This window comes from Myxococcus xanthus (assembly GCF_006402735.1).
Lineage (GTDB): Bacteria > Myxococcota > Myxococcia > Myxococcales > Myxococcaceae > Myxococcus > Myxococcus xanthus_A.
In genome coordinates this window covers 930,458-948,669 of record NZ_CP017174.1, presented here as the reverse complement: position 1 = coordinate 948,669, position 18,212 = coordinate 930,458, and the positions used below count along the sequence as shown (strand labels likewise).

Annotated in this window: 17 protein-coding genes; 11 read left to right on the top strand and 6 right to left on the bottom strand. The window is 67.0% G+C overall.

The window, feature by feature from the left end; all coding sequences use genetic code 11:
• Position 1 precedes the first annotated feature (1 nt).
• Genes BHS09_RS04175 through BHS09_RS04165 form a run of 3 tightly spaced genes read left to right on the top strand, consistent with a single transcriptional unit; the run spans position 2 to position 2,219 of the window.
• Entirely contained in the window at positions 2-1,138 is a 1,137-nt protein-coding gene (locus BHS09_RS04175; RefSeq protein ID WP_140797224.1) for a TadE/TadG family type IV pilus assembly protein, read from the top strand.
• Positions 1,135-2,022, top strand: coding sequence for a hypothetical protein (locus tag BHS09_RS04170; RefSeq protein ID WP_237080185.1), 888 nt, complete (start codon positions 1,135-1,137; stop codon positions 2,020-2,022). Before BHS09_RS04175 ends, BHS09_RS04170 begins: the two co-directional genes overlap by 4 nt.
• A complete protein-coding gene (locus tag BHS09_RS04165; protein ID WP_140787458.1) occupies positions 2,019-2,219 on the top strand; it encodes a hypothetical protein in 201 nt (66 codons plus the stop codon). The genes BHS09_RS04170 and BHS09_RS04165 overlap by 4 nt, the downstream gene beginning before the upstream one ends.
• A 14-nt stretch (positions 2,220-2,233) precedes the next feature.
• Here the strand turns inward: BHS09_RS04165 and BHS09_RS04160 are convergent, their stop codons facing one another.
• Positions 2,234-2,977, bottom strand: coding sequence for a hypothetical protein (locus BHS09_RS04160; RefSeq protein WP_237078035.1), 744 nt, complete (start codon positions 2,975-2,977; stop codon positions 2,234-2,236).
• A gap of 63 nt (positions 2,978-3,040) precedes the next feature.
• On the opposite strand from BHS09_RS04160, the gene BHS09_RS04155 reads away from it, so the two are divergent.
• Positions 3,041-3,655, top strand: coding sequence for a hypothetical protein (locus BHS09_RS04155; RefSeq protein ID WP_140787456.1), 615 nt, complete (start codon positions 3,041-3,043; stop codon positions 3,653-3,655).
• A gap of 3 nt (positions 3,656-3,658) precedes the next feature.
• Here the strand turns inward: BHS09_RS04155 and BHS09_RS04150 are convergent, their stop codons facing one another.
• The gene (locus tag BHS09_RS04150) at positions 3,659-4,264 is read right to left on the bottom strand and encodes a hypothetical protein (RefSeq protein WP_140797223.1); all 606 of its coding nucleotides are present in this window, start codon (positions 4,262-4,264) and stop codon (positions 3,659-3,661) included.
• 292 nt (positions 4,265-4,556) lie between these two features.
• Between BHS09_RS04150 and BHS09_RS04145 the strand changes: the two genes are divergently transcribed.
• The 5 genes from BHS09_RS04145 (at position 4,557) to BHS09_RS04125 (ending at position 9,993) form a co-directional block, all read left to right on the top strand.
• Positions 4,557-4,931, top strand: coding sequence for a hypothetical protein (locus BHS09_RS04145; RefSeq protein ID WP_237078034.1), 375 nt, complete (start codon positions 4,557-4,559; stop codon positions 4,929-4,931).
• A 21-nt stretch (positions 4,932-4,952) separates the two neighbouring features.
• Entirely contained in the window at positions 4,953-6,761 is a 1,809-nt protein-coding gene (locus tag BHS09_RS04140; RefSeq protein ID WP_140787452.1) for an acyl-CoA dehydrogenase, read from the top strand.
• Between the two features lie 57 nt (positions 6,762-6,818).
• Positions 6,819-7,628, top strand: a complete 810-nt coding sequence (locus tag BHS09_RS04135) for a hypothetical protein (RefSeq protein WP_140787450.1) — start codon at positions 6,819-6,821, stop codon at positions 7,626-7,628.
• Positions 7,629-7,771: 143 nt separating this feature from the next.
• Positions 7,772-8,467, top strand: a complete 696-nt coding sequence (locus BHS09_RS04130; RefSeq protein ID WP_237080184.1) for a flagellar biosynthesis protein FlhF — start codon at positions 7,772-7,774, stop codon at positions 8,465-8,467.
• Positions 8,468-8,637: 170 nt separating this feature from the next.
• Positions 8,638-9,993 (top strand): DUF1615 family protein, encoded by a 1,356-nt coding sequence (locus BHS09_RS04125; protein ID WP_140797221.1) that lies wholly within the window; start codon positions 8,638-8,640, stop codon positions 9,991-9,993.
• Between the two features lie 26 nt (positions 9,994-10,019).
• Here BHS09_RS04125 and BHS09_RS04120 read toward each other — a convergent pair whose 3' ends face one another.
• The 4 genes from BHS09_RS04120 to BHS09_RS04105 all read right to left on the bottom strand — a co-directional run bounded on the left by BHS09_RS04120 (position 10,020) and on the right by BHS09_RS04105 (position 15,305).
• Positions 10,020-11,636, bottom strand: coding sequence for a hypothetical protein (locus BHS09_RS04120; RefSeq protein WP_140797220.1), 1,617 nt, complete (start codon positions 11,634-11,636; stop codon positions 10,020-10,022).
• A 155-nt stretch (positions 11,637-11,791) separates the two neighbouring features.
• A complete protein-coding gene (locus BHS09_RS04115; protein WP_140797219.1) occupies positions 11,792-13,252 on the bottom strand; it encodes a M16 family metallopeptidase in 1,461 nt (486 codons plus the stop codon).
• Positions 13,249-14,655 carry a M16 family metallopeptidase gene (locus BHS09_RS04110; RefSeq protein WP_174260490.1) on the bottom strand — a complete coding sequence of 469 codons (1,407 nt, stop codon included), beginning with the start codon at positions 14,653-14,655 and terminating at the stop codon, positions 13,249-13,251. The genes BHS09_RS04115 and BHS09_RS04110 overlap by 4 nt, the downstream gene beginning before the upstream one ends.
• A 104-nt stretch (positions 14,656-14,759) precedes the next feature.
• Complete coding sequence (locus BHS09_RS04105) at positions 14,760-15,305, bottom strand: hypothetical protein (protein ID WP_140797217.1); 546 nt, start codon at positions 15,303-15,305, stop codon at positions 14,760-14,762.
• A 203-nt stretch (positions 15,306-15,508) separates the two neighbouring features.
• Here BHS09_RS04105 and BHS09_RS04100 point away from each other — a divergent pair, with 203 nt between their 5' ends.
• Positions 15,509-17,305: a DNA sulfur modification protein DndB gene (locus BHS09_RS04100; RefSeq protein WP_161605123.1), complete on the top strand. Its 1,797-nt coding sequence runs from the start codon at positions 15,509-15,511 to the stop codon at positions 17,303-17,305.
• 235 nt (positions 17,306-17,540) lie between these two features.
• Complete coding sequence (locus BHS09_RS04095) at positions 17,541-18,083, top strand: hypothetical protein (protein ID WP_140797215.1); 543 nt, start codon at positions 17,541-17,543, stop codon at positions 18,081-18,083.
• Positions 18,084-18,212: the final 129 nt, after the last annotated feature.

The following is an 18,212-nucleotide window of genomic DNA, read 5'->3' as shown; positions in this document are numbered from 1 at the left end:
CGTGAAGCCACACACCTCTTCTCGCCTCACGCGTCGACGCTCCCGGGCAAGGCGCGGCGCCGCCACCGTCGAGTTCGCCCTGCTGGCGCCCCTGCTGGTGGTCCTGGTGCTCTGGTCCAACTACTTCTGGGACCTGCAGCGCGTGCGCCTCAAGGGCGCCGAGCTGGCGCGGTACGTCGCCTTCGAGCGCACCGTGAAGACCGACGTGGACGGCATCGCCGCGGAGGCCCAGGAGCGCTACAAGGACCTGGACGGCTCCACGAAGACGGGCTCGCTGGACTCCACCTTCGAGGGCCGCTTCACCGTGGCCGTGCGAGCCCGGAACGCGGATGCGCCGCTGACGTCGTCTTCCATGTCGGGCCGCTCGTCGGGCGGGCTGATGGCGGCCGCCAACACGGCCATGAGCGTGCTGGGCGGGACGGTGGACGCCGTCGCCCGGCAGATGGGCTTGGACTCGCGCCAGGGCGCCATCCAGACGGACGTCGAGCTCACCATCCGCAACGGCTTCATCCCGGAGACCCTCGCCCTGTACACGACGGGCTTCGGAAACGGCCGCCTGGACATGCGGATGACGGAGCGCTTCTACCTCTTCCATGACACGTGGCGCGCCTGGGGACCCGGCGACATGCCTGGGAGCAGCGGCTATCCGCGCGTCGAACAGCGCACCTATGACCGCGTGCGGCGCATTGCCTACGCGGGCGTCTCCGCCAACTCCGGCGGCGTCCTGGACTCCATTGGCGACGTGCTCCAGGTGCTGGGCCTGGACTTCCCCTTCAGCAATGACTACCTGCGCGATTCGGTCCGGATTCTCCGTGTGACGCAGCAGCCCACACCCCGGATTCAACTGCCGACGCAGATGCGCACCGTCCCCGGCGACGTGCTGCAAGCGGCCTACTGGCGCAACGACACCCGCTGGTGCTTCGGCAACTGCGAGCCCAACGCCGTGCAGCAGAAGCGAGGCTTCTCCCAGAACGGCGGCTACGGGGACAACTGGCCCATGCGCGCCTACAACTGCCGGGGGCCGTACTTCCAGGGCGCCAGCAAGTCCGAGCTTCCCGAATCCGTCTACTCCGACGCGTACATCTTCAGTGTGAAACGGGAGCAGTACCACCACTACGACGGGAACGCGTGTCAGTGAGCGCCACGCCACCGCCCGCGAGGAGAGCGCTGACGGACCAGACGGGCGCGCTGCCGCGGCTGCTGGGACTGGGGGCGCTGATGCTGCTGGTGCTCACGGCCGCCACGCTGCGGGAGCCACCGCCCGAGCCGACTCCCGCCCCCCCTCCGGTGCCCGAGCATCCACCAGCGCCGCCGCCCCTGCCCGCACGCCCGCCTCCGCCGGAGCGCCTGCTGCTGAACGGGCTCTTCCCGGCGTTCCCCCGCACCACGCTCATTCCCATGGGCCGGATGGAAGCCAACGGCAACCCCATGGAGATGGGCTTCTTCGAAACCCAGAGTCCCCCGGGCGAAGTGCTGGAGTTCTACGCCCGGGAGTTCCGCCGCCGGGGCCGCCGCGTCACCCACCAGCCGGATGGCACGGGGGGCGGCGTGGTGAACTACTACGACGAAATCCGGGGCGCGCTCGTCTCCGTCACGGCCATCGGGATGGGCGGCATGCCGCCGCGCACCATGGTCTTCCCCTCGCTCGTCGACACGCCCCAGGGCATCCACCTCCACGGGAGCGCGCCGGACACGCTGCCCCGGCCTCCGGGCGCCATGACGGTGCTGCGTGTCGATGACCGGAGCGCGCGGGGCCCCGCCGCGAACAGCATGACGCTCACGGAGGTCGCGCACGGCACCCCCTCCATGCTGGCGGCCTTCTACCGCGAGGCCTTCACCGGGCGCGGCTATTCACCGGCCCCGGCGCGCACGGGCGCCAACGGCGTGGAGCTGCTGGCCTTCGAGCGGCAGGGCGAGCGGCTCTCGCTGTCGCTGTCTCCCGTCGCCAAGGACGGCCCGCCCGAATCCCTTGTCACCGTGGTCCAGGAGTGGACCACGCCTTCCACGGAGTCCTTCCCATGATTGGCTGGATGACGCGGACCTTGAAGTGGGTGCGGCGTCCGCGCACGCGAGGTCAGGCCCTGGCGGAGTTCTCACTGCTGCTGATGGCCCTGCTCGTCATCGGCGGTGGCATCGCCAGCTTCGCGCCGGACATGTTCGCGGCCTTCACCATCTACGTGCGCGGCTTCTACCTCGTGCTCGGGTATCCGCTGGGGTGAGCGCGTCGGCCGCCTCACTGCTCCGGGAGCCGGGGAATCGCAATGGGCACGGCGCTCAGCTCGGGCTGCGCGCCGGAGCCCGTCTTGCGCGCCACCCAGGACGCGGTGTCGTCGCGGATGGACTCGACGCCCGTCACCAGGACCTTCGTCGACAGGATGACGGACACACTCCGCTGCGCCTCCTGGCGGTAGACGCGCTGCCGGGCCTTGCCAGCGAAGGCGCCCTCGCGGATGTCCGTGGGCTTCTCCTCCGTCAATACGCCCCGCAGCTCGGGCTGGTCCATGTAGAGGTCCACGGGAAGGGAGATGGGCGGATGGGGCGGCACGGAGATGGCCAACCGCTCCACGACGGGCCGCGCGCCGCCCACCACCCAGGCCGCCATCAGCGCCCTCGGCGTCGTCTGGTAGTCCAGTTCGACCTGGTAGAGCGGCAGGCCATCCTCGCGCAGCGTCTCCCCCACCACCGACACTCGCACGGGGAAGCGCCCCTGCGCGGTGCGGTACTCGTACTCCACCCAGGTGCCCACCACGGGCTGGAAGCGGGCATGGAGCAGGGGCGGAGGCACCAGCGCCCGGGCTTCCTCGACGCGGGCCGGGGCCACGGTGATGGCCGCGGCCGGCGCCGGACTCGCCGGTGGGCGCGCGGCCTCCTGCCCCGCCGTGGACGTGGCAGGCGCTGGACGCACCTCTTCGGATGCATCCCCGGCAGTACCCGTGAGCAGGGATACGACAGACACCGCGGTCAGGAGGCGTCGCATGGGCCCCATGTTAGGGCAAATCAATGGCATTTCCAGACAGGCGTCTGAGCATTCGGAGCGGACATGACACGAGGGACATGGCACCTGGGGGCGCTGCTGCTCTGTCTTCTGGCCGCGCCGGCTTCCGCCCAGGACGGGATGCTGGGCCTGCCGCTCGTGCTGCGTGAGGGAGGCTGGGCCCGCTACGTGGGCCAGTCGTCGGAAGGGCCCTCCACCTTCGTGTTCAAGGTGGGCGCTTCGGACACGCACGAGGGCCAGCGCGCGCGGTGGCTCGTCCTGGAAGTCGACGTGCCCGCCACGGGACGGGTGGCGCTCGAGTTCCTCGTGAAGGGCGACGTCTTCTCCGCCGAGCAGGTGCTGCTGACGCGAGTGCGGATGCCAGGACAGGCGCCCCAGGACACCGCGGATGTCTTCTCCGGAGCCGCGCGCCCCGCGTCCTGGAAGCCGCGCGTCCTCCGGCAAGCCACGACGCGGATCGCCGGCCGCGAGCTTCCCGTGACGGAGTACTCCTTCCCCGCGGGGCTCACGGCCACGTGGTCCTCCGCCGTCCCCGGCGTGGGGCTGGTGCAGGTGTCCGGACCGGAGCCCTTCCAACTCGTCGCCTTCGGCGTGGGCGGAGACCCGTGGAAGGGTGTGGCCTCGGGCGCGAAGTGGCCGGTGCCTCCCGCGCCGAAGTGAGCCTCAGCGCCCTGGAGCGCGGTGCGCGAGCCCCGCCTGGAGCAATTGCCCTCGCGCCCGCTCGGCCTCGTCCGTGGGAAGACGGACCTCCAGCCGCAGGGTGTCTCCCCGTCCCGCCTGGAGCCAGGTGCGAGGCAACTCGCCGTCCTGCTTGCGCAAGCGGAACCACTCCAGCTCGGAGAAGCGCGTCCGCCGTCCCAGGTGGTCCACGAAGCCCTCGCGTCCGACGAACAACGAGGGCACCCACTGGAAGCCCAGCGCACTCAACCAGGTGGTCAATCCCAGACAGAAGGCGCCCAGCGCGGGCCGTGGCTCGGCTGACGTCAGGAGATGAAGCCCCAGCAGGCCCAGCACGCCCACCGCGACGAGCACCTGGAGATAGGTGCCGACCTCCGCGCGGGCGCGCAGCACCGTGAGCGGACGGGCAAACCACAGTGACACCAGGGCATGGCCCGACAGGAGCGCCAACCCGCCCGCGGCGACGGCGACGGCCAGGTCCACCTGTCCCCTCCGGCCGCCCAGTACCTGGGCCTCCAGGAGGAGCCATGGCACGCAGCCACCAAAGCCTGTCACCGCGATGAAATGAAAGGCGACAGAGGACGTTGGCATCGGCGTCCGCCCACTGTACGCGGAGCGACTGGGAATGGGCAGGCGGGCAGGCGGGCCCTCTGCGCCTCTGCCGCACTGCCACCCTCCGGCCAGGGAGCGAGCAACTCCCACATGGCGGGTTCGAGGAAGGGACACCACCTTCCGCCAGCGGATATCACCTGAGAGGGATAGGCCGCGTGAGGAGCGTGACACCCCCATGTGGAGCCCATCTCCCCGTCGAGTCCGTCCCGCGCCGTGGCGCCTGCGTGGTGGGACGCGCGCACCCGCGCGTCCCCTGACGGCCCCGCCGGCGATGTCCCGTCCCCTGGACACACACGCACCGCCGCGCCCCTACCGGGGACGGCCGCATGGCGCGTCCTCCATGGCCTGTGGACTGTCGCTCGCCGCATTGGGCGGCGCCGGCATCCAGGTGCTGGGCCCTTCGTGTCTGGAGCGGCTGCGTCGGAGGAAGCGCGGGCACCACCGCTGGTGGCACCGCTCCCAGGAGCCGCTGATGGAGTCCATGGAGACGGCCCTGACCATGGCGCTGCTCGGCGTGTCCGTCCTGCCGCTGGTGGGTGACGACAGTCCACCGGAGTGGGCCACCCGGCCCGGCGCGGTGCGCGACATCCGGGACGAGGCTCCGGACGACGACCTCGATTTCGAGTCTGCCTTCGCGTCCTACTAGCGCGCCTGTTAACACCGGGGCATGACGACCGCGCCCCGCCCCAATCCGCTGCTGTCGGACCGCGACGTGGACTTCCAGCTCTACGAGGTGCTGGATGCCACGTCGCTGTGTGCCCTGCCCGCGTTCGCGGAGCACTCCCGCGACACCTTCACCCTGCTGCTGGACAGCACGCGTCGCTTCGCGCGCGAGGTGCTCTACCCCACCTACCGCGACATGGACGCCCAGCCCCCGTCCTTCCGGGACGGGCGCGTCCACGTCCACCCGCTGATGCGCGAGCTGTACCCGCGCCTGGTGGAGCTGGGCCTGCTCACCGCCACGCGCCCACCCGACGTCGGCGGGCAGCAACTGCCGCTCACCGTGCACGCGGTGTCCACCGCCTACCTCATGGCGGCCAACCTGAGCGTCTATGCCTGGCTGGGCCTGACGCTGGGCGCGGCGCACCTGCTGGAGGTGTTCGGCACGCCGGAGGTGAAGGCGGCCTTCATGGAACCGATGTACCGGGGCGAGTGGACGGGCACCATGGCCCTCACCGAGCCGCAGGCGGGCAGCAGCCTCGCGGACGTGCGGACCCGCGCGACGCCCGCGCCGGACGGCAGCTGGCGCATCCAGGGTTCGAAAATCTTCATCAGCGGCGCGGACCAGGACTTCAGCGAGAACGTGGTGCACCTGACGCTGGCGCGCATCGAAGGCGCGGAGGGTGGCACGCGGGGCATCTCCCTCTTCGCGGTGCCCTCGCGGCGGCCGGAGGGCGGCACGCTGGTGGACAACGACGTTCGCGTGGCGGGCGTCATCCACAAGATTGGCTGGAAGGGCATCCCCAGCCTCGCCCTCAACTACGGCGAGTCGGGTGACTGCCACGGCTGGCTGGTGGGGCCTGCCGGACGGGGCCTGGCGTGCATGTTCCAGATGATGAACGAGGCGCGCATCATGGTGGGCATGAACGGGGTGGCCACCGCGACGGTGGCGTACCACGAGGCCGTTGCCTACGCGCGTGAGCGTCCCCAGGGCCGGCCCACTGGCGTGCGCGACGCCACGCGGCCGCAGACGCCCATCATCGAACACGCGGATGTGCGGCGGATGCTGCTGCGGCAGAAGGCCATCGTCGAAGGGGGCCTGTCGTTGCTGCTCGCCGCGTCGTACCAGGCGGACCTCGCGGGACATGGCCAGGACGAAGCCACGCGCCAGCGCGCGGGCCTGCTGGTGGACCTGCTGACGCCAGTGGCGAAGTCGTTCCCCGCCGAGCGCGGCTTCGAGGCCAATGCGCTCGCGGTGCAGGTGCATGGGGGCTACGGCTACTCCAGCGAGTACCTTCCCGAGGCGTGGTTGAGAGACCAGAAGCTCAACAGCATCCACGAGGGCACCACCGGCATCCAGGGCCTGGATTTGCTGGGGCGCAAGGTGGTGGCCGGAGGCGGCGCGGCGCTCCAGTCCTTCGCGGAGGAAGTGGGCACCACGGTGGCGCGAGCACGCGCGGCGGGCGTGACGCCGGAGTGGGGCGAAGCGCTGGAACAGGCCCTCGCGGAGACCACCACCGTGGTGACGGAGCTGGGCGCGCGCGGCATGTCCGGCGAGGTGGAGTTGATGCTGCGCCACAGCGCGGACTTCCTGGAGCTGTTCAGCGTGCTCGCGGTGGCCTGGCGCTGGCTGGCCCAGGCCGCGGCGGCGAAGGAGGCGCTGGGGCGCGGCGCCCCGGACGCCGACTTCTACGAGGGCAAGCTGGCCGCGGCGCAGTACTGGTTCGCGGTGGAGCTGCCCCGGGTGCCGCTGCTCGCCCGGCTCTGTCGGTCAGGCGAGGATTCCTACGCGCGCATGCGCCCGGAATGGTTCTGAGACGACGCCCCCGACGATTCTCCTGCATGAATCGTTGGAGCTCGTAAGATGTAAAGCGTGACTGTTTCTTTCCACCTGTGCCAGCCCGGTGGAGGCGCGTCGTGTGGTGCCTGCTGCGGCCTCTACAACTTCCGGGACCATTCCCGCCTGGCCGTGGCGGAGCAGCTCTCCATGCAGACGGAGCGGCTGCGCCGCGTGCCCTGGGAAGCCTCGGCGTGGCATGAAGCCGCCCGTGAGTTGCTGGCCGCCCGGCGCGCCGAACCCATGTTCTCCGCCGTGCGGGTGTGTCCACTGCTGGGCTTCCTCGACAACGAGCGCAAGCAGGTGGGCTGCCTGGCCCACCCGCTGGTGACGGGCGGCACGGACCTGCGGGACTGCGGCGTGTACCGCTCATCCGTCTGTGAGACGTTCACCTGCCCCTCGTTCGGGTGGCTGACGGACGCCCAGGCGAGGCTGGTGCAGGTGGCCTGCGCGGACTGGTACCTGTACGGGCTGGTCATCACCGACGTGGAGTTCGTCCGCGGCTGCCTGCGGCTGTTGGAGTGGGAGCTGGCCGGGCCCGCGCGTCCGGAAGTGCTGATGGAGCAGCCGGAGGCGCTCGCCGCGATACGCCGGTTGTTCGCCCTGAAGGAGACGGCGCCGCGACGGGGCACGAATGCCACGGTGTTCGGCCGCTTCAACCGGGACGCCGACGGCGAGCCCGTGCCGCGCACCGTGGACTACGTGAAGCTGGGCGTGCGTACGGCGCCGGAGGACGACGTGGTGCTGTGCCTGGGCTATGCGCCGAAGGACGCCACGGAGCTGATGGGCGCGCGCGAACTGGTGCGCTCACACGTGAAGGCCGTGGCCCGCGCGCTGGCGGCGTGACGCGAAGGGGCTGCCCCTGATGGATTTCCAACGCATGGCTCCCACCGAGGGGCCGGCGCACACAGTTTGCATTGGAAGCCGCGAAACGGAACGAGTGGGAACTCGAGGGGCACAGTATGGGAAGAGGATGGGCGTGGGTGGGGATGCTGGGACTCTTCGCGTTGACGACGGGTTGCCGTGAGCGGGAGCCTCGGGCGGCGGTTGTCACGCCCAGCGGCGTGGAAGCGGACATGACGGCCAGGGCCATTGCACGCGAGCCCGCGATGGCGGTGAACAGCGCGACAGAGCCCGCGGCGCTCCAGCCCGCGATGGAGGTACAGGAACGGGCGCCCCGGATGAACACCCCGGCGCGAGCGCCCACGGCCCTGAGCGACACGTCCGTGGCTCCGCTGGAGGGCGCTCCCGTGCGCGCCCCGGCTCCGGTGGCGGAGTCCTCCGCGCCGCGGACGCAGCAGCAGGCGACCGCGAGCCGGGTGATGATTGGCTCCGAGGCGGTCCAGGCCCGGGAGGATGAGGACTGGTACCTGGGCGCGGCGCGCGCGGCGCAGGACGCGACGGTGGAGACGGGCCAGGGCGGCTCGGGGAATGCGCCCCTGGAGGACGTCATCATCGCCTCCAGCGCCGTGAACGGGCGTGTCACGCAGGTGAAGCAGAACACCATCACCGTGAAGGACCTGGAGGGCGGCGTCTACGAGCTGGAGTTGGACCAGCGCAGCCGTGGCCTGCGGCAGGGGCGGAAGGTGCCGCTGCGTCAGCTGCGGGAAGGCACGCCGGTGCGTGCGCAGTTCGTCCTCATGGGTGGCCGCGCCGTCGCGCGCGACGTGCAGATCCACCGCTGAGACAAGCCCGCGCCGTGGTAGGGCCTGCCAACAGGGAGGCCCTGCCCGGCGTCATCACCGCCTGAAGCCTGTCCGCTCGTCCGCACACCGGGCAAGCGCAAGGGCCCATGGCTTTCGCCAGCGCCGCGCGCCTCCTGAGATATCGGGGCCCAAGCCTCGGAGGCGAGCGCATGCAGGAGCCCATTCCACCGCGGTCCCACACCTCCGGCTGGCGCCGTGCGTGGCGCGGCCTGTGGGTGACAATCGCGGCGCGGCACACCTGGATTCAGGCCTGCCGCCGCACGGTCCTGAGCGCACACGCGACGAATGACGCGCGTCAGCACCTGGCCATGGCCGCCCACCGAAGGGGCGCCCGGCTGGGGATGCTGCTGGCACTGGGCACGATGACCGCATGTGCGACCCGCGGAGCGGGCACGGCCCAACCGTCCATTCCACCGCCGCCCCGACTCTCCGCGTCGCAGGTGGCGAAGCTGATGCCGCCGCGTCTCCAGGACCGCGAGGACTGGGCCCGCGACGTGCTGGCCGCGCTGGAGGTGGAGGAGATTGCCCCGTCACCGCCCGCGGTCTGCTCCGTGCTGGCCGTCATCGAACAAGAGTCTGGCTACAAGGTCGACCCAGCCGTCCCAGGGCTCCCGAAGATGGTCCGCGCGCGCCTGGAGGAGCACGCGGACAAGCTGGGCCCCTTGGGCCGCAAGGTCCTGGCGTCGGTGCTGGAAGGCCGCGCGAAGGGCAGCAAGAAGACCTTCGACGAGCGGCTGCGCGCGCTGCGCACCGAGCGCGACCTGGACCGACTCTTCCGCGACATGCTCGCGTACTACGAGAACGAATACCCGAGCACCTTCAAGGTCGTGGACTTCGCCAGCGGCCTCTTCGCCTCGGGGAACCTGAGCGAGTTCAACCCCGTCACCACCGCCGGCTCCATGCAGGTGAGCGTGCGCTACGCGATGCAGAAGGCGGGCGAGGACGCGGACCCGGCCGAGGTGCGCGAGTCGATGTACACCCGCGCGGGCGGCGTGCGTTACGGCACCGCGCGGCTGCTGGGTTACGAGGCCGCATACCCAGAGCCCCTCTTCCGCTTCGCGGACTACAACGCGGGCGTCTATGCCTCACGCAACGCCGCGCTCCAGTCGCAGGTGAGCCGTCTCACTGGCCATCCTCTGGCGCCCGACGGAGACCTCCAGCTCTATGACAAGCAGGGACAGCCGCGCAGCGAGGACAGCAAGTCGCTGCTGGCGCTGCTCGCCTTCCGTCAGCGCTTCGCCCCGGAGGAACTCAGCGAGCGTCAGGTGCGCCGTGACGTGCGCAAGGAGAAGGAGCCGGACTTCGAATCCACCGACACGTTCCGCGCGGTGAAGCGGCTCTACCAGCGGGAGACGGGCGAATCGCCGTCCTACGCCCAGCTTCCCCGGGTGACACTCCAGAGCCCGAAGCTGAAGCGAGAACTGACCACCGCGTGGTTCGCGCGCTCGGTGGACCAGCGCTTCCAGAAGTGCATGACCCGCTACCGCGCGCTGACGGCGAAGTAGCGGGCCCCGGGTTCAGCGACCACGCCTCACGGCGTGGTGAAGAACGAGCTGAGAGTGTCCGCGCGCGCCTGGGGCAACCGGTCCACGGTGCTGAACGGGAAGCGCTCCAGCTCGTAGTACGGAGCATCCACGGCCGAGACACGCAGGTAGTAGATGCCATCTGGCGCCAGCGTCCCGGGCGGCAGCCGCACCTGGGTGATCGAGCCGGGCACACTCACGCTGCCATGCAGCACGCTGGTACGGACGTCCTCCCGGAACCGGTAGATGGCAACCCGGTAGGCGGCGGGTGACCCCACCATGGGAGGCAGCCACGCGATGACGGGACTCGCGGAACCCACCTCACGGGAATCACTGGCGGGCAGACCGTCAATGGTCAGCTCACGCGGCGGAGACACGCGCGGCAGGATGGGTCCTGCGACGAGGCTCTCCAGTCGCTCGTAGGTATACATGTTGCCGGACAGGTAGACCCACAGCCCGGAGCCCCCCGGCACCTCCGCTTGGACGCGGAATGAGTACTGCGCTCCGCCCACCATCTCCCACGAGGATGGGAACGGGTTGCCGTACGACAAGCGCCGGGTGAAGTTGAACGAAGTGCCCCGCGGGAACATCAGTGACAGCGCCTCCCCCGAGTACCCCACCCAACCGTCGCTCAGGCCGTGGGCCGCGGGCATGACGAAGAAGGAGGGGTAGCTGGCCGTGGCGAGCGGGTGCACCGCGTGCACGTACCGGGTGAAGTCCGGCAGGCGCCACTCGATGGGAAACTCCGTCATCGGCACGGGGCGCATGACGCCCGTCAGCGGCATGGGGGTGATGCCATCCGGGACGAAGTCGAACGCCCCCATCTCCACGCTGCGCACCAGGGCCGAATACGCCAGCGGCGTCCCGTCCGGCAGCGTCCCCGCGTCGAACTGGCCGTGCTGGCTCACGTACAGCCGGTCTCCCCGGCCAGCCTCGAAGACAGGCAGCGAATAGCCGCTGCTCACCAACACCTCCGCGTTGTTGCTGAGCAGGTGCGTCTGTCCTTCAAGCACCTCGTCGAAGACATTCACGCCGCCATAGAGGTCCACCTGTGCGGACGCGACCTGCAGGCTCGAGCCCGGCTGCGTCACGCCTCCGTATGGCACCCATGGCGCCAGGTTGACGAGGTTCACCTGGACGGGCGACCAATACGAATCACTGAAGACCGTATCGGGACGGCCCAGCCGGTTGCTGCCAATGTCCACCGCGCGCGCGGACGTAACGACGAAGCTGTTGCCCGTTCGCAGGTAGTACGCACCGGACGGGATGCCCGTGAAGCGCCAACCTTCCGGAGACGCCGAGCCCGACACGACGCTGAACGTGTTCCCGGAGGGAATGTAGATTTCAGGAGGGTTCGCGGAGAGGTCTTCCTGGCGCTCCGCGACCCCCACCGCCGTATGGAAGCGCGTGGTCTGCGTCACCAACACCACGTCGTCGGAATCACCGGGGTCACTGACGTCGGACCGCGGCTCGTCCGTGCCCGTTCCGTCGCCCGAGGGACGGTCCGTACTCACGGGCGACTGTCCGTCGCCGAAGTCCGAAGCGGAACCCGGTTCGCCACCCGCACAGCCCAGCCAGGCAGCACAGGTGGGCACCAGCAGCAGCGACCAGTGACGCAAACGCATATGACCCCCATGGAGGATGAAGCGCCGAGCACCCTACCGAGGGCCTCTGACATCTCCTGCTGGGCGGCCAGACGGGCTGCGTTAGGGACAGAGGATTCCGCCCCGAAGGCACCGCCGGCCCGACAACCTCCGGGTCCGGCGGTGCGCGGCGCGTCTCAGCGCTTCGCGGGCGGCGCGAAGTGCTTGTCGGAAATCTTCATCTCCGTGACGGTGCCGTACTTGCGAGCCGCCTCCCGGATGTCCGACGCCTTGCCGATGAGGACGAAGGTGAGGTCCTCCGGCGCGGGAAGCTTGCGCTGGATGATGCCGTGCACGCCCTCGCGCGTCGTGGCGGAGACGGCGTTGGCGAAGCCGTCCACGTCGCTGGCATCCAGGCCGTAGAAGGCCAGCTCCGACAGCTTGCCCGCCACCTGCGTCCCGGTCTCCAGCGTGGGCGGGAACTGCCCCAGCACATACGACTTCGCGGAGGCGAGCATGGCGTCATCCATGCCGGCCTTCCGGTAGCCGGAGAGCGTTTCCAGCGCCAGGTCGATGGCGCGGCCGGTGGACTCCGTCTTCGTGTACGAGGCGATGATGACGGGCCCCGGACGCGTGTGGCGGATGAACACGGAGTTGGCGCCGTAGCTGAGGCCGGACTTCACGCGCAGCTCCGTGTTGAGCAACGAGGTGAAGCGTCCACCGAACACCGTCTCCGCGACCCGCACCGAGGCCCGGTCCGGGTCATCGCGGGAGATACCGGTGTTGCCAATCCAGAAGTACGTCTGGGTGGCGTCCGGCTTGTCCACCAACAGCACGCGCCGCCCCTTGGAGGCGGCGGTGGCGGGCACGGTGGGCGCGGGCGTGGCGGCGCGCGCCCACCCGCCGAGCGAGGACTCCAGCTTCTTCGCGAGCGCCTTCGCGTCGAAGTCACCCACCACGGACAGGATGAGCCGGTCCGCGCCCAGGTGGTTCTTCGCGTACGCGAGCACGTCCTCGCGGGACAGGCCGGGCAGTGACGCCTCGCTGCCGTTGACAGGCGTGCCATACGGGTGCCCGGCGAAGTGGAAGGCCTGGAAGTACGCGCCAATCAGCATGCGCGGGTCGCCATCCTTCGCGGCGGCAATCTCAGAGGCCTTGCGCGCGCGGACCTTCTCCAGCTCCTTCGCGTCGAAGCGCGGGCGCGTGAGCATGTCGGTGAGCAGCTCCACCATCAGCCCGGTGTCGCGCGACATGAACTGGCCGCTGATGACCAGGGCCTCCAGGTTGGCGGCCACCTGAATCTCGCCACCCACGCCGTCCACGGCCTCGGCGAACTGGCGCGCGTCACGGCCGCCGGCACCCTTCTGCAACAGCTCGCCGGTGAGCGCGGCCAGGCCCTCCTTGCCAGCGGGGTCGCCCAGGGCGCCGCCGCGCACCCACGCGCTGAACGAGACGAGCGGCAGCTCCTTGCGCTCCACGAGCAGGAGCTGCGCGCCGTTCTTCAGCGTGACGGTGGTGGCCTTGGGGAGCGTCACGCCCTGCTGCGCCGGAGCCGCCGTGGCGGCCTTCGGAGCAGCGGCGGTGCCCTGGGCCGCGGCGGGGACGGAGGACAGCAGCAGCGTGGTGAACGCGGCCTTCCAGGTGAGGGGGGCGCTCATCGCGAGGCCTCCTTGCGGGAGTCGGGGGTGGCGGCCTGCGCGTCGGCGGGCACGAGCCAGCCAACGGTGCGGCGCTGCGAGTTGAAGATACGCGCGGCGACCTTGCGGACGTCGTCACGCGTCACGCGCTCATAGCGGTCGGGCGCGTCGAAGAGCTGGCGGTAGTCACCGCGGAACGTCTCCGCGGCGCCCAACGCGCGGCCTCGGCCGTTGTTGGTCTCCAGGCTGCGCCAGAACTGGGACAGGGTGATGTTGCGCGCCTTCTTGAGCTCGGCGTCGCTGACGCCGTCCTTGACGACGCGGGCCAGCTCCTCGGTGAGCAGTCCTTCCACCTTGGCGACGTCAGCACCGGGCGGCAAGTCCGCGTAGACCCAGACGAGCGATGGGTCGAAGCCCGGGCTGAAGTGGGTGTTGACGCGGAGGGCGGCGCGCTCCTCCTCGACGAGGCGGCGGTGCAGCCGCGAGGAGTCGCCGTTGGTGAGGATGCTCAGGAGCAGCGTGAGCGCTTCCACGTCCGCGTCCTTGCCGGAGATGCCGTGGTAGGCCAGCTGGATGAGCGGGGCCTGGGCCTGCTTCTTCACGACGATGCGGCGCTCTCCCTGCTGCTCGGGCTCCTTGGTGCGGACGGGCTCCGGCGCGGGCTGGGAGGGGATGGGCTCCAGGTACTTCTCCGCGAGCGCGAAGATTTCCGCGGGCGTCACGGCGCCGGTGAAGATGAGCGTGGCGTTGTTGGGCGCGTAGTACGTCTTGTAGTAGCGCTGGAGGTCCTCGATGCGCCACGACTCGATGTCGGACGGCCACCCGATGACGGGGAACTGGTACGGGTGCGCCACGAAGGCGGTGGCCTGCACCTGCTCCATCAGGGCGCCCATGTTGTCGTTGTCGATGGCGGAGCGGCGCTCCGAGTACACGACGCCGCGCTCGGACTCGGTGACCTTGGGGTCGATGGCCAGGTGCTGGAGCCGGTCGGCCTCGAGGTCGAAGATGACGTCGAGCGCGGAGCGCGGGAACCAGTCCATGTAGACGGTGACGTCTTCGGAGGTGAAGGCGTTGTTGGCGCCTCCGTTGGCCTCCATGACGCGGTCGAACTCACCGGGGCCGTACTTCTTCGCGCCGTTGAACATCATGTGCTCGAAGAAGTGGGACAAGCCGGTAATGCCGGGGTACTCGTTCCGGCTGCCGACGCGGAACCAGTTGTAGAGGACGACATTGGGAATGTCGTGGTCGGGCCAGACGATGACCTTGAGCCCGTTCTTGAGGGTGCGGGATTCGATGCCGGCGCCGAGCTTGGGCGCGGCGGACACGGCGGCCTTCGCCACCGGCTTGGCCTGCGTCTGCGCACAGGCCACGGGGCCGGAGAGCAGGGCCAGACACGAGGTCCAGAGTAACGACTGACGGAACATCCGTGCTCCTGTCGGAAGAACGCCCGGGAACGGGCGGCGGCGCACGATATTCCAGTTGCCACCCTCCTGGGTTGACCAGGAGGGCCGTGGGGATGACGGACGCCTCAGGCGCCGAGCACGCCGCGGAGCACTTCCTGGAAGTAGTTGATGCTGCCCGTGTGTGTCTGGAAGTGCCTGGCGGACTGGTGGAGGCGCTGGATGACGGCCTCGAACTCCGCCTGGCTGACGTCGCGAAGGGACATGTAGAGGCGGACGGCGCCCTGGAGGTGCGAGAAGAGCGGGTTGCGGTCGGTGCCGTCGGGGCGGCGCAGGAGGTGGCGGTAGAGCCGCTCGAATTCCTGGTCCGTCTCGGTGTTGCGCACGGCGCGGCAGTAGCCGGCGGCGGTGGCCTCGATGAGGAGGAAGAAGGGCTGGTACTCCGGCGGCGGCGCCTTGGCGAAGCTGGGGGGCTTCACGTCGCCCACGAAGAGCTGGGAGATGGGCTTGAGCGTCACATGGGCCAGCTGCTCGCCCGCGCGAATCTGGACGCGCTCCCCCACCGGACGCACGTGCTTGCCGTCCTCGTCCCACTCCACCGCCACGTACAGGCGCTCGGGCTGGTCCACCTTCACGCCCGCCTTCTCGAGCTCCGCCACTGCGTTCGCGTCCATCTCGTTTCGCTCCTCCGGCTCCCTTCCGTACACGAGGGTCAACGACTTAGCCAGCACGGCCGACGGCCCAGCCCGCACTGAAAGTATGAATCAAAAGCATGCCGGTGAATTCAAATGCGACTTACCAACTTCCCGTCCGCACATTAGGCAAGCTATTTGACCCCACCGTGCTTTCGCGTAGCCTCCACAAACGGAGGGAACACATGGAACTGACGCTACCACTACTTGGAGTCCTCAACCCCAACGCAGCCACGGACTCACCTCTCAGACCGAAGCACATCGTCAAACTAACAGCAGAACGACTCTCCCAACTCCTCCAATATGAGCGCCGCGGAAGCAAAAGAAGTGACCCCTTCAAAATCAGCCCTAGCTCGCTCATAAAAATCGACAAAGACATCCAAAGAGGCCAGGACGAACAGGGATTTCATCTTCAACAGTCAGCCAAGATTCTCGACATTGCAAACATATTACTTGGCGACAACTCAGCCACGGCCTTACGCATTTACCTCAGCAGCCTGACTTGGAATGTTCGCGAAACGACCAAAGACGGATTCCAACTCAGCGAACGTCGAGTTGAGGGCCGCCCGTCAACCTGGGAACTCACGTTCGACACCTCCGCCATTTTCCTTACCGACTCAGCTCATCGTCACTTTGGGATTGTCGAGGCCTACAAGGCCTACAGTGCCAACCCGGACAAGTATCCTCGCTTTCGACGCGACTTTGAATTCTCAATCGAAATCTACAATCTCGATCGAACAAAAGAACGAGAACTCTTTTCCGAGCTAAACTCAAAACAAAAGAAAATAACCGCCGCCAAGCAGAAAGAAATGGACGTAACATCGCCGATCGGTGCGCTCAAAGACGCAATCATTGACTACGACCAGCGAAGCAGAAAGCTATTTGACAACAACATTGAGGTGAGCTCGAACAAAAACGACAAGCACACACTGATGACCATGTCAGTTTTCGTATCCTCAATTCAAGAGATGTTCTCGGCAAAGGAGATCCAGAACGCAAGGACGGATGAAGACACCCGCGAGGAATTCGCCACATTCTACTGTGAATTCATGTATCACCTACACGAACGACTTGTCGTACAGTGCGACCTGGGAACTGGCACTGCGGAGAACATTCGTCCCTACAGCAACCTGTATCTGGAATACATCAAGAAGGCAGAGGACGCCTGGGACAACACTCAACCCTCCGTCTCAGAGCAACGGCTTGAGTCGGCCCGAGCCACTGCCATCCAGCGAAACCACGAGTTCCGAAAAAGGGACATCTCAAACCACAACGTCACAATCAAAGCGCTCTGCCGCATCGGCGGCCAGATCCGGAAGCTCCCAAATTGGAAAAGCGTTATAGATCGCCTCCAAACAGATCTCGTCATCCCCCTGTCCGGCAAATTTTTCCAGCGAGACAACAGGGCCCTATTCACCAAGGAAGACGACTCCGACATCCCTATCGCATCCACAACTGAAGATGGTGGAATCAACGTTCAGGTCCAGACAAAAAACATCAAAAAACTTCACCAATATCTACACACAAGGCTCAATCTCGATCGTCCCCCGCGCTTACTTCTGAAATCAGAGGACTCCCCTATTTCGCTCGAAGCGAAAACCCCGAAGTTTCACTGGCAGGTCTCGCGTACTCATTCAACGACCAAAGCTTTTGAGCTATGGTTTTACATGCCCAAAGGGGAGGTCCCTAGCGATGCCAACATCAGCCTGGCGCTCACATCCACTCCGGATTGGAAGGCAGCATCGCGCAAAGGCCCCAAGAGCATCCGCCCTATCGAAGTGCTTTTCGATGCAACATACGCCGATGATACCTACGAGGACATTGTCCGCTGGCGGGCCTTCTTCGAAGTGACTGTGCCAGAATTTCAAAACGACTCCTCCGCCCCATTCTCGATTCATCTAAAAGCCACCTATCCGGCACTTAATGGCACCGACCAAGACCATGAATTCCTGATCTCGGCTAGCCCAAACTCGGCAACATAGTATGCTTTCGACTGAGCTATTACTCAATGCGGCTCAAACTCGGAGATGCCTAAGAACCAATAGGCAACTAGACGAAGGTGAATATCTAATTTCTCGCTCGGCATTTCCAGGAATCTACACTGGACAACCCAGCGCAGATGAAATCGAATATGCCCTAATAATTTCCCGACAAATACCGTCTGCCCTCGCCGAGATTCCATCCGCCCCAGACATCAAAGATGAAATACGGGGCTTCTTGGCGAAGCTCATTTCTGCAACGAAATCCGGCCGCGAAGAATTCATACACCGCTATTTGTTCGAATTCTGGGACGAATCCTGGGGAGACGCAACTGAGCGCATCTCTCTGGCCGAGAAGTACTATCACGGAAAATGCGACAATGCTCAAACCCCCTTCGCACAACGGCTTTTGCCTCGACTAGTCTCGTCCGAGGCAGTGGTTGACATTATTGCATTGGGTGGACCCCACAATCGAACGCTATTCCCCATAGAGATCAAACTCGGCTATCTCGACGATCGCGGTCACGGACAGATTCTTCGATACTATCAACATGCTCGTTCCATTTGCGATCGCTTCAATCGCGACTGCGACATCAGGCACGTTTCTCCAGTATTAATTCTCTCCAGCGCGACACTCAGCCAATGGGATGCAGTGCCTCAGTACTTCAAGGAAATCATCCATATTCTTTTCTACCGAACAACTCCCGCTGGTCACATTACGCTACTGGACGGAAAAAAAGTCCTAAACTCACAAGCACGCGACAGGCTTTTCAACCACTAAATTCGCAATCAGCCCCTGAACCATCCCCTCATTTGAGTCATATGAGGCCGAACACCTCTCGAAAGACGGCTTGTTCGCAAATGATCTCGGCGAATACAAGCGTCTGGCCAATGACGTGGCGGAAGCGGT